The 10,467-nt window shown below is 69.3% G+C and carries 12 protein-coding genes; 3 read left to right on the top strand and 9 right to left on the bottom strand.

The genetic code is table 11. From position 1 onward, the window contains the following. Positions 1 to 353: 353 nt before the first annotated feature. The 4 genes from ACWGIC_RS37025 to ACWGIC_RS37040 form a co-directional block, all read right to left on the bottom strand. A complete protein-coding gene (locus ACWGIC_RS37025; RefSeq protein ID WP_452080598.1) occupies positions 354 to 1,031 on the bottom strand; it encodes an HAD family hydrolase in 678 nt (225 codons plus the stop codon). A gap of 36 nt (positions 1,032 to 1,067) precedes the next feature. Next, a complete protein-coding gene (locus ACWGIC_RS37030; protein ID WP_452080599.1) occupies positions 1,068 to 1,868 on the bottom strand; it encodes an alpha/beta fold hydrolase in 801 nt (266 codons plus the stop codon). Between the two features lie 118 nt (positions 1,869 to 1,986). Continuing rightward, entirely contained in the window at positions 1,987 to 3,117 is a 1,131-nt protein-coding gene (locus tag ACWGIC_RS37035; protein WP_452080600.1) for a metallophosphoesterase, read from the bottom strand. A 132-nt stretch (positions 3,118 to 3,249) separates the two neighbouring features. Beyond that, entirely contained in the window at positions 3,250 to 3,663 is a 414-nt protein-coding gene (locus tag ACWGIC_RS37040; protein ID WP_452080601.1) for a DnaJ family domain-containing protein, read from the bottom strand. Positions 3,664 to 3,782: 119 nt separating this feature from the next. On the opposite strand from ACWGIC_RS37040, the gene ACWGIC_RS37045 reads away from it, so the two are divergent. Next, the gene (locus tag ACWGIC_RS37045) at positions 3,783 to 4,586 is read left to right on the top strand and encodes a TetR/AcrR family transcriptional regulator (RefSeq protein WP_452080602.1); all 804 of its coding nucleotides are present in this window, start codon (positions 3,783 to 3,785) and stop codon (positions 4,584 to 4,586) included. Between the two features lie 2 nt (positions 4,587 to 4,588). Here the strand turns inward: ACWGIC_RS37045 and ACWGIC_RS37050 are convergent, their stop codons facing one another. From ACWGIC_RS37050 to ACWGIC_RS37070, 5 genes are all read right to left on the bottom strand, one after another. Beyond that, the gene (locus tag ACWGIC_RS37050) at positions 4,589 to 5,419 is read right to left on the bottom strand and encodes an alpha/beta fold hydrolase (RefSeq protein WP_452080603.1); all 831 of its coding nucleotides are present in this window, start codon (positions 5,417 to 5,419) and stop codon (positions 4,589 to 4,591) included. After that, entirely contained in the window at positions 5,416 to 6,024 is a 609-nt protein-coding gene (locus ACWGIC_RS37055) for a TetR/AcrR family transcriptional regulator (RefSeq protein ID WP_452080604.1), read from the bottom strand. The genes ACWGIC_RS37050 and ACWGIC_RS37055 overlap by 4 nt, the downstream gene beginning before the upstream one ends. Positions 6,025 to 6,085: 61 nt before the next feature. After that, positions 6,086 to 7,000, bottom strand: coding sequence for an SDR family NAD(P)-dependent oxidoreductase (locus tag ACWGIC_RS37060; RefSeq protein WP_452080605.1), 915 nt, complete (start codon positions 6,998 to 7,000; stop codon positions 6,086 to 6,088). A 50-nt stretch (positions 7,001 to 7,050) separates the two neighbouring features. Further along, positions 7,051 to 8,232 (bottom strand): lytic murein transglycosylase, encoded by a 1,182-nt coding sequence (locus tag ACWGIC_RS37065; protein ID WP_452080606.1) that lies wholly within the window; start codon positions 8,230 to 8,232, stop codon positions 7,051 to 7,053. Positions 8,233 to 8,450: 218 nt separating this feature from the next. Continuing rightward, positions 8,451 to 9,416 (bottom strand): helix-turn-helix domain-containing protein, encoded by a 966-nt coding sequence (locus tag ACWGIC_RS37070; protein WP_452080607.1) that lies wholly within the window; start codon positions 9,414 to 9,416, stop codon positions 8,451 to 8,453. A gap of 51 nt (positions 9,417 to 9,467) precedes the next feature. Here ACWGIC_RS37070 and ACWGIC_RS37075 point away from each other — a divergent pair, with 51 nt between their 5' ends. Together ACWGIC_RS37075 and ACWGIC_RS37080 are read left to right on the top strand one after the other, a co-directional pair. After that, positions 9,468 to 9,857, top strand: a complete 390-nt coding sequence (locus ACWGIC_RS37075; RefSeq protein ID WP_452080608.1) for a cupin domain-containing protein — start codon at positions 9,468 to 9,470, stop codon at positions 9,855 to 9,857. 60 nt (positions 9,858 to 9,917) lie between these two features. Next, positions 9,918 to 10,421, top strand: a complete 504-nt coding sequence (locus ACWGIC_RS37080) for a winged helix-turn-helix transcriptional regulator (protein WP_452080609.1) — start codon at positions 9,918 to 9,920, stop codon at positions 10,419 to 10,421. Positions 10,422 to 10,467 lie beyond the last annotated feature (46 nt).

The following is a 10,467-nucleotide window of genomic DNA, read 5'->3' on the forward strand; positions in this document are numbered from 1 at the left end:
TCTCGGTGGCCTGATCGAGGCCACGGGGTGAGGGTTGCCGTAGCCGAACCGGCTACGTGCCGTGAGGGCCACCCTGAAGTAATCTGATTCCTTCTGGGTGGCCCTCACGGACCTTTAAGCCACACCACCCGCCGCAAGCCCGGGCGATGCTCCGTGCCTCGCTGGGGAGCTGCGCGCGACGGCTGCTGAGAAAACCCCAATGCCACATTGGGTGCATGCGACGCACCCAATGTGGCATTGGGGCGCTCCGCGGTAGGCCGGGGGTGGGCCGTGAAGGACTCCTTGAGGGAATCCTGGTCCGTGAAGGGGCCCCTCACGGACCGGCGAGGGTCGTGAGGGGAACCCTGGGGGAATCAGAGGCTGTGAAGGTGGCCCTCACGGTCGAATTGCTGCAGCAGTGTGCTGAGCGGGGTGGTGGTGAAGGAGGGGAGGACGAGGTCCGCGGCGGAGAAGTCCAGGGTGGCGGTGATGGGGTTGGGTATGGCGATGGTGGTGAGGCCTGCGGCTTTTGCCGCGCTGACGCCGTGGGGCGAGTCTTCGAAGGCGATGGCTTCGTTCGCGGTGACGCCTAGGGTGTCCAGGGCTGCCAGGTAGGTGTCTGGGGCGGGTTTTGGTTTGTGGCGGTCGCCGGTTTCTACGGCGGTGAAGCGGGGGGCCAGATTGAGGCGTTCCAGTTGGCCGTGGACCCAGGTGCTGGAGGAGCTTGAGGCGACGCCCAAAGCCAGTCCGCGGTCGGCCGCTTCGTTGAGGTAGTCGAGGACGCCTTCGCGCGGGCCGTCTTCGGCTAGGAGTTCGTGTACTCGCGCGCGCATGGTGGGGCGCAGGGTTTCCGGGTCGACGTCTTCGACTTGTTCGGCCAGGATTTTGAACATCGTGGCGGCCGTGTTCTGGGTGCCGATCACTGTGTGCCAGACATCCAGAGGCAGTTCGACGCCGTGTCCGGCGAACATTTCTTGCCAGGACCGCAGTACCGCGGCTTCGGTGTCGGCGAGGGTACCGTCGAAATCGAAAATCAATGCTCGCGTGGCCACGTTTCGCAGCCTGCCTCACCCGGGGCGGGGTGTGGGTCAGTTCGTGGCGAAGAACTCCGCCAGGACCGGGGCCAGTGCGGCGGTTTTCACCAGGTGCGTCTGGCCGGGCAGGGTGCGGTAGTCGGCGTCCGGGAGTTGGGCGGCCGCGGCGGCGACGCCGTTGCGCATCCATTCAGGACTCTTGCCGCCGTCGAGGATCAGGGTGGGGGCGGTGATGCCGGACCAGCGGTCGTCGGGAAGCGGGCGACCGGCCTGGTTGTCGTCCATTACCTGGGCGTCGTAGGCGAGGGTGTGCGCGATGCGCTTCATGCGCGGCCACATGGGCATCAGGCGCATCATCGCGACCATCAGGGCGGGCAGTCCGACGCCTTCGACCATGAACGTCTTGATCGCGTCGCCCGGTTTTCCGGCGGCGACGGCTGCTTCGAGCTTCGCCTGGTAGTCGGCGGGGACGCGCTTGCGGGTGCTGTCGACGACGAACGGCGGTTCGTACACCGCGACCTTCTTGACCGGCACGCCGCGGTGGGCGGCCTCCAGGACAAGTGCGGCGCCGGACGAGATGCCGTAGAGACCGATTTCGCCGCCGGCTTCCTTGGCCAGTGCGGAGATGTCTTCGATCTCGCGCTCTACGTCGTAGGGAGCCGTGTCGCCGCTTTCGCCTCGGCCTCGGCGGTCGAACGTGTAGACGGTGAAGCGGTCGGAGAGGGCTTTGGCGAGGTCGTCGTTGGGGGTCGAGGTGCGGTAGCAGAGGGCGCCGTCGACGAGGACGAGTGCGGGGCCGGAGCCGATGCGCGAGTAGGCGATCTGGGTGCCGTCGGCGGACGTGACGGTGGGCATGGGGTTCCTCCTTGAGCGGGGTTGCTGGGAGGAACTCTCGCATCCGAATGTTTGAGTTGTCAAGACAAAAAAAGTTTTCGGTGGGACTTGCTGGGTCGGGAAGAGGGCAAGGGGGAGGTCAGGCGCTGCGCAGGGTCAGCAGGGAGATCTCGTTCGGGGCGAACACGCGGAAGGGCGGGCCCCAGAAGCCGGAGCCGCGGCTGTTGTACAGCTGGGTCGGGCCGTGCCGGGTGAGGCCGGACAGGGTGGGCTGGTCCAGGCGGACCAGGAGGTGGAACGGCCAGATCTGGCCGCCGTGGGTGTGCCCGGAGATCTGCAGGTCGACGCTTTCCTCGCGGGCCTGGGCGACCTGTTTGGGCTGGTGGGCCAGCAGGACGACGGGGACGTCCGGGTCGGAGCCGTCCAGTGCCGCGGCGAGGTCGGGGCCGTGGCCGGGCAGGCCGGAGGCGGCTCCGGTGGGGTCGTCGATGCCCGCGAAGAGCAGGCGGGCTCCGTCGCGTTCGATCAGGGTCGAGCGGTTGTGCAGGGTGTCCCAGCCGAGGCTTTCCATGTGGTCCAGCCACGCCTGCGCCTCGCCGAAGTACTCGTGGTTGCCGGTGATGTAGAACCGGCCGAGCGGAGCCTGCACGCCGCCGAGCGGGTCGACCTGCTTGCGCCGCTTGGCGACCGAACCGTCGGCGAGGTCCCCGGCGTGGCAGACGACGTCGGGCCGCAGCCGGTTCAGTTCCGCGACCAGGCGTTCGGACCAGCGGGTGCGGTCGAGCGGGCCGTAGTGGGTGTCGGTGACGACCGCGACGCGCAGCCCGTCGAGCCCGGCCCCGAGCTTCGGCAGGACGACCTCGACCGGCTTCACCGGCGGCACCCGCATGGCGATCCGGTTCCCGCTGACGAGCAGCACCGCCGCGACGGCGAGCGTGACCGCGGCTACGATCCGTGGCCGCGCGGGATCGTCCACTCCGGACACCAGCAGGATCAGCCGCAGCACGTGCGTGAGGACGCTCCAGGTGAACAGCACCCAGATCGTGCCGAGGGTGACGTCGCCGATCCGCGCGGCGGCGTCGTTCTGCTTCGGACCGTGCCCGAGCGCCATGAGCACCGGAAAACTCAGTGCGGCCGCGGCGAAAACGACCGTGCCGACGACCGTCGCCGCCACCGGCCAGTCCGGCAGCAGCACGAGCACCGACCACGGCTCGCCGAACAGCAAGAGGACCGCGGCGACCACGAAGGCAGCCCGACGAACTCCGACCACGGTTCTCTTCCCTTCGCCCAGGTACTTACCCAGCGTAGCTGTAGTCGGGCGAAGAGGGCTGGGGCGCGGAGGGGAGCTGCCCCTCCGAGGAAGGGTCACGGGCGGGTGGAATCGTCGGTGCGGCGGGGCGGCTTAGGGCTCTTCGCGGTCCGCACGCCAGCGGGCCACTGTTTCCTCGACGTCCAGCGGCCGGGCCCGCAGCACCGGGCCGTCCTGGGGCATCGCGTGTGCTTTGCGGATGCGGTCGTTCAGGTCCTCGACGATTTCCCGCACCTGGCGTTCGGACCGGACTTTCGCGAGTTTTCCCGGCAGGTCTTGGATTTCCCTCGGCAGGGCGAGCGACGGCGGCAGGAACGCGGACCTGTCGATGTCTCCTTCGCGAGCGTTCCGGATCATCCAGTCGGTCGCCGCGTCGCGGCCGCTGGGGGGCGGCAGCGGTTTTCCCGCTCCGGGCAGGTCGTCGAAGTCGCCGCGAGCTTCGGCGGCGGCGATTTGCCGGTCGACCCAGCTGCCATACGACACGCCGGGCGGTTTGCGTTCCGTCACCGGAACCACCTCCCTCGCCGCCCAGCGTAGCGGCGCGTACGCCAGTGCGGAGGGGACGAAGGTCCTGAAACGGCAGGTAAGATCCCACGCTGACTGTACGAGGGCCGGGAGGGGACGCGATGATCGTCGAGCACGAGGGCGACGGTCCCGAGGCCGCGCGCGAGGAGATCGAGCGGACGCTCGCCCTGCTGTGGCGCGACCGCGCAGGAGCTCCGGAACCCTCGTCTCGCGGCAGGCGGCCCACGCTCACGGTCGAACAGATCATCAGGGCCGCCATCGCGGTCGCTGATGCCGAAGGGCTCGTTGCGACGTCCATGCACCGCGTCGCGAAGGAACTCGGGGCGGGCACGATGACGCTCTATACCTACGTTCCCGGCAAAACCGAGCTGATCGATCTCATGGTCGACACCGTTCTGCTCGAACGGAATCTTCCCGGACCGGGCGAGCCCCGGCCGGGGGACTGGCGAGCGCAGGTGCGTGTTTACGCTGACCGGACGCGCGACAGCTACCGCCGGCATCCGTGGCTGCGCGAGCGGTCTCGTGTCCGGCCCGCGCTCGGCCCGGGGCAGCTGGCCGGTCAGGAATACTTGCTGTCCATTATGGAGGGTCTGGGGCTGCCCGCCCGGGAAGTCGTCGCGGCGGCCAACGCTGTCGCGGGGTATGTGGACGCGAACGCGGCGACTGAGGCGGAGAGCGTCCATTTGGAACGGACCACGGGACAGTCCAACGACGCGTGGTGGGGACAGCGTTCTTCGTTCTGGTACACGTATTTCGACGTCGATTCCCATCCGGCGATGAACCGGACCTGGCTCGCGGGCGGCTTCGAAAAGCCTTCCGCGGAGCAGGCGTCGGACGCGTCCGAGTTCGGCTTGGACCGGCTGCTCGACGGGATCGCCGACCGGATCGGCCACCTCGGCAAATAAGCTCACCTGCCGGCGATGGCGTCGATCTCGCCGATGATGTCTGGCCACAGTGGACGCGGCAGGTCGTGTCCCATGCCCGCGTAGGTGACGAATTTCGCGCCGGGAATGGCGTCGGCGGTCGCGCGCCCGGCGCTCACCGGCTGCACGGGATCGGCTTCCCCGGTGATGACCAAGGTCGGCGCGCGCACTCCGGCCAGTTCCGCGCGCCGGTCGCCTAGGGCGTACATGGCCTTGCCCTGCCGGCGGAACGCGGCGAAATCCGTACGGGTGCGGAAATTCCGGCGGCCGACGGAGCGGATCCAGTCTTCGTCGTGCGGATGGCCGGGCGAACCGACGATGCGGTAGATCCGCACGAGGTGCTCGCCCGCGGATTCCGGGTCCCGGGGCCGTTTCCGGTGTGCCGCGGCGAATTTGACGAGCGTACGGACCTTGCGCAGGTTCCACCTCTGGAGGTGATCCGGTGCGGACGACAGCGACGTCAGGCTCAGTACGCGGTCCGCGTGCCGGGTTGCCATCACTTGGGCGATCATGCCGCCGAGGGAGACGCCGACGACGTGTGCGCCCGGCCAGCCGAGTGCGTCGAGCACGGCCGTTCCGTCGGCGGCGGAGTCTGCGAGGGTGTAGTCGGCGGTGGTGCGCGAGGACTGGCCAGTGTCGCGGTTGTCGTAACGAGCGACGTGAAAACCCTTGCGTGCCAAGGCTTCGCAAAAATCGTCCGGCCAGCCCTGCATCGGGGCGAGTCCGCCTTGGATCAGCAGCAGCGGACGCCCTTGGGAGCCAAAGGTTTCGTACGCGAGGGCGATGTCGCCGTTGTGGGCGAATGAAACGGTCATGGAGTCCTCTGTGGATCGGGGAACACCGCGGCGAGGGTTCCGGCGAGCACGCCCGCCACATCGGTGTCGGGATCGACGCCGCGCCGCAGGGCGAGCCCGCCGCTCAGCGCCCCGAGCAGCACGACCACCTGTGGCAACGGAACGGCTGGCGTGATTCCCAGCCGTCGGCAGTGTTCGTCAAGTACAGCAACGATTTCTTCTTCGTGCTGGCGTTGCGCGGAGACCGCGGCCGCGGCGGTTTCGGGAAGTCTTGTCACGGCGGCGGCGAATTCGGCGGTCGTCCGGCTCCACCGGGCGGCCTCCTCGTCGTCGGCGATCGCTGTGGGAGTGAGCGCGGCGATCAGGTCGTCCCGGGTAGAAGCCTTGCTCAGTGCGGCTTTGAGCAGGCCGAGGTGCGCTTCGGCGCGGGCGTCGATGATCGCCAGCCAGACGCCTTCCTTGCCGCCGAAGTGCTTGTACACCGCCCCGCGCGTATACCCGGCTTCCGCGGCGATCTCCTCCACGGTCGCGGCGAGGAACCCGCGCCGGACAAGCACCGCCCGTCCCGCTTCGATCAGCTTTTCGTGGGTGAGCTGCTGTTGTTCGGCCCGCGTCAGCCTGGTCAAGGCACATCCATTCGGTAACACGACGTTTCTAGAAACACGACGTTACCAAGATGCGGGCGAGTCAGGAACCCCCGAGCGAGAACGCGATCCCAGTCGCTTCTTCCGAAAGCGCCCACAGCCGACGCCCTCGCGCTGCATCCCGGGAAGCGCCCATCGCCGTCCCAAGCCGGGGCCGGCCCACTCCGCCGAAGGCCGGACCGTAGTAAGAACCGCCGGTCGCGGAGGGATCGACCGCGGCCCGAACCGCTGGCCACGCGCCGTGGTCCTTGCCGTGCGTATACGGCGCGAGCAGCCGCATCACCGGCACTGGCTGAGTGATTCCCGGCCGCGCCGGGCTGGTGCGTTCGAGACTGAACCCTGGATGCGAGAGGATCGCCTGCACCGGCGACCCCGCCGCACGCAGCCGTCGGTCGAGTTCCATCGCGAAAGATTGCACGGCGTGCTTCGACAATGCGTAGGCGCGGAAGTCCGAGTACTTGTGCTCGCTCTGGAGATCGTCGATGTCGTACGGATACATCCGGGTGATCAGGCTGCCCGCCAGCACCACGCGCGCCGCCGACGCGGTCAGCACCGGCATGGCCAGCGCGGTGAGCGCGAAGTGGCCGAAGTGGTTGGTGCCGACCGCCAGTTCCAGGCCCTGTTTCGTGGTCCGGCGCACCGGCCCCGGCGCGGTGATTCCGGCGTTCTCGATCAACGCGTCCACGCGGTCGAGCCGACCGAGCGCGTCGACCGCGGCCGGGATCGAGTCCAGGTCGGCGAGGTCCAGCGGGATCGTGCTCAGCGAAGCGGATCCGACGCGCGAGCGCACCATCTCGACGGCCGCGCGCAACCGCGACGGATCACGGCCCAGCAGCGCGACGTGTGCTCCGGCGGCGGCCAGCTGCTCGGCGATGAAGTAGCCGATTCCGGCGTTGCCCCCGGTCACCACGTAGGTCTTGCCGGACAGGTCCGGCAGTTGCCGGGGATTCCACGCCACGATCGCTCCCCCATAGTCCGGTTTCCGATCGGACTATACGAACGCCGCGGTCAGTGCGTCGGCGCGGCCTCCGTGGTGGTGCTGGAGGTCGTCGTGCTGGAGGACGTGGTCGGGTTCGCCGGGGCGGAGCTGGACGACGGAGTCGTGCTCGTCGGAGTCGGGCTGGTGGGGGCCGTGCTGGTGGGGGCGGTGCTCGTCGGTGCGGTGCTTGTCGGCGCTGTGCTGGTCGGCTTCGACGGAGAGCTGCTGCTCGGCGCGGTGCTGCTGCCGGGAAGCTGCGTCGGGGTGCCGGGCTGGCTCGGCTGGCCCGGGGTCACCGGCGGCGGGGCGGGCGGGGCGACGTCGCCTGCCGGGCTGCCCGCCGCGGCCTCGACCGCGCCCGGTCCGGGCGGGGCTCCGATCGGGACCTGGCTGTCCGGCAGCTTCGAGACGCCGTTGCGGTAGCCGTACGCGTACGCCATCACGGTGTCCACGTAAGTCTGCGAGTTGTTGTACCGGCGCACCGCGAGGCGCTGGTTGGCGTCGCTGGAGAGGTCCAGACCTCCCGAGCACAGGTAGCGCGCGGTGGCGAGCGTTTCGTCGTAGATGTTGTTCGGGTCGGAGACGCCGTCGCCGTTGCCGTCGGAGGCGTAGGACGCCCAGGTCGACGGGATGAACTGGGTCGGGCCGACCGCGCGGTCCCACACCGGGTCGCCGTCGTAGCGGCCGTGGTCGGTGTCGCGGATCGCGGCGAATCCGCCCGCTCCGTCGAGGACCGGGCCGAGAATGCGTTCGAGGGTGTTGCCGCGGGCGTCGACGTAGCCGCCGCGCGCGTGGTTCGACTCGACCCGCCCGATGGCCGCGATCAGCGCCCAGTCGACGTGGCAGCCGGGCTGTTCGCGGGCCATGATGTCGGCCGCGTTGCGGTAGGCCCGCAACATGCTGTCCGGGATGCCCAGCGGGCCGGAGGTGGTCGCCGAGCCGGGGCCGTTCGGGTAGCCCGGCACGCCGAGCGCCTGCGGGACCGGCGGCTGCGGGAGGCTGCCGTCCACGCCGATCGGCGGGAGCGTGATGCCCGGCGGCAGCCCGGGGGAGTTCGGCGCGGCCTGCGCGGCCGACGGCGGCTCCGCGGCGCGCAACGCCACCGGGATGCCGGACGAGGTCACCGTCGGCAGCACCACGAGCGCGCCTCCGGCGAGGGCGGCGAAAGCCCGGCTCCGGGCGTTCCGTCCCTCCAGGCGGCGTCTGGCCATGCGTGTCTCCCCGTTCGTTCTGCCGGTCTGCGGCCAAGCTAGCGGATCTGTGCGCGACGCGGTGAGGGGCAGGCGGAATTCTGTCCGTTCCGGCCAACTTTCGTTCGTCTGGCATAAAACCTTCGGCGGGTTCCGGTCATCGGGGCTTAACCGGAACTTCGCTGAATAGGCCGAATGGAGTAATTCCTTCGTAGGTCCACTGTGGACCATCGAACGGTTCAGGCGGCCGGGCCGAATCGTTTCCGGTATTCCGACGGCGACAGCCCGGTGTGCCTGCGCAGCTGCAGCCGGAGGTTCGCGCCGGTGCCCAGCCCGGTGCGGGCGGCGATGCGGTCCAGACCAGCTTCGCCGCGTTCGATGAGGCGGCGGGCCAGCGTCACGCGTTCGGCGGTGAGCCAGGCCAGCGGCGTCGTGCCGAGTTCGGTGCGGAACCGCCGGTGCAGGGTGGCGGCGCTGGTCGACGCGCGCGCGGCGAGGTCGGTGACCGCGAGCGGCTGGTCGAGGTGCTGGCGGGCCCATTCCAGCACCGGCGCGAGGGAAGCGTCCGGAATCTCCGGCAGCGGGCGTTCCACGAACTGTTGCTGTCCGCCTTCGCGATGTCCGGTGAAAACGAGGCGCCGGCTTACCGCGTTGGCGATTTCCGCGCCGTGATCACGCTGGATCACGTGCAGCGACAAGTCGAGTGCGGCCGCGCTTCCGGCGGCGGTGAAAACTGTGCCGTCCTCGACGAAGAGAACGTCCGGCTCCAGCCGGACCCGGGGGTAGCGCGCGGTGAACTCGTCGGCCCATTGCCAGTGCGTGGTGGCGCGGCGATGGTCCAGCACGCCGGCGTCGGCCAGGGTGAACGCGCCGGTGCAGAAGCTCATCAACCGCGCGCCGCGCGCGTCCGCTCGCCGGATCGCGGCGAGGATTTCGGGGTCGGCGGGAGTGTGCGGATCCGGCCGGTTCGGGACGATCACCGTGTCCGCGGTGTCGACCGCCTCGAGGCCCGCGACGTCGGCGAGGGTGAAGAAGCCGAGGTGCATCCGGGCTTGCCCGCCGGGCGCCGCGAGCGCGAAGTCGTACCACGGCCGCTGCAGTTCCGGCCGGCGCAAGCCGAACAGCTCCGTCGCGACACCCATCTCGAACGGGTTCGAGCCGTCGCCGACGACCATCACTACCCGGTGCGAGGATCCTTTCGACATATGCGATTCCTAGCACTCCCGGCCGCCGGAAACCAGGCCCAAGATCGAGATATGACCACTCAACCTCTTGATCTGCAGGCGGTGCTCGCCGGATTCGACGCTCCGTGGAGCCCCCGGATCGTCGCCAACGTCAACGATTACGACATCCGCCTCGCCCGGTTCCTGGGCGAACACGTGTGGCACAAGCACGACAACACCGACGAGTTCTTCCTCGTTCTCGACGGCAGCATCGAACTCGGCCTGCGCGAAGCGGACGGCGAACGGACCGTGACGCTGACGCGCGAGCAGATGTTCGTGGTCCCGCGCGGCACGTTCCACAAGCCGTCGTCCAAGGAGGGCGCGGTGGTGCTTCTCGTGGAACCGTCCGGGACCCTTTCGGTCGGCGACGAGCACGAGGAGGTGCCCGACACTGTCGACGTGACCGTCGGGCATCGCGTCTGACCTGCTGGGTTGCCGTCTGACCTGCTGGGTTGCACTGTGGGACGGCGTATCCTCGCCGTCATGAAACGCACTTCCTTCGCGCAGTGGCCGTGTTCGATCGCCCGGACCATGGACCTGCTCGGGGACTGGTGGACGCCGCTGGTGCTGCGGGACGCGTTCTACGGCATCCGCCGCTTCGACGAGTTCCAGCAGGCGCTCGGCATCGCGCGCAACACCCTCGCCGACCGGCTGCGCAGGCTGGTCGACGAGGGGTTGCTGGAAAAGCGCGCCTACCAGGCCGAACCGGTGCGCTACGACTACGTGCTCACCGAGAAGGGCCGCGATTTCTGGGGTGTCCTGGCCGCGATGACGGCCTGGGGCGACCGGTGGCTGTCCACCGAGGCGGGCCCGCCGATCGTGCTGCACCACGACGCCTGCGGGCACGACACAACCGCGGCCGTCGTGTGCGCGGATTGCGGCGAGCCGTTGTCCGCGGACGACACCCGGATGCGGCGCGGGCCGGGCTTCCCGGAGCGGCTGGCGCAGCGCCCCGACGTCCAGGCGAGGTTCGGGCCCCAGGAGTAGTCGTCCGTGAAGGGCCCCTTGAGGGAATCTGATTCCCTCAAGGGGC

The sequence above is a fragment of the Amycolatopsis sp. NPDC054798 genome (assembly GCF_053611505.1).

Excerpts from the sequence above, each read along its gene's own strand:
- ACWGIC_RS37030 (WP_452080599.1), bottom strand. The coding sequence starts at position 1,868 with ATGCCCACCGTCACGTCCGCCGACGGCACCCAGATCGCCTACTCGCGC.
- ACWGIC_RS37045 (WP_452080602.1), top strand. The coding sequence starts at position 3,783 with ATGATCGTCGAGCACGAGGGCGACGGTCCCGAGGCCGCGCGCGAGGAG.
- ACWGIC_RS37050 (WP_452080603.1), bottom strand. The coding sequence starts at position 5,419 with ATGACCGTTTCATTCGCCCACAACGGCGACATCGCCCTCGCGTACGAA.
- ACWGIC_RS37065 (WP_452080606.1), bottom strand. The coding sequence starts at position 8,232 with ATGGCCAGACGCCGCCTGGAGGGACGGAACGCCCGGAGCCGGGCTTTC.
- ACWGIC_RS37070 (WP_452080607.1), bottom strand. The coding sequence starts at position 9,416 with ATGTCGAAAGGATCCTCGCACCGGGTAGTGATGGTCGTCGGCGACGGC.
- ACWGIC_RS37075 (WP_452080608.1), top strand. The coding sequence starts at position 9,468 with ATGACCACTCAACCTCTTGATCTGCAGGCGGTGCTCGCCGGATTCGAC.
- ACWGIC_RS37080 (WP_452080609.1), top strand. The coding sequence starts at position 9,918 with ATGAAACGCACTTCCTTCGCGCAGTGGCCGTGTTCGATCGCCCGGACC.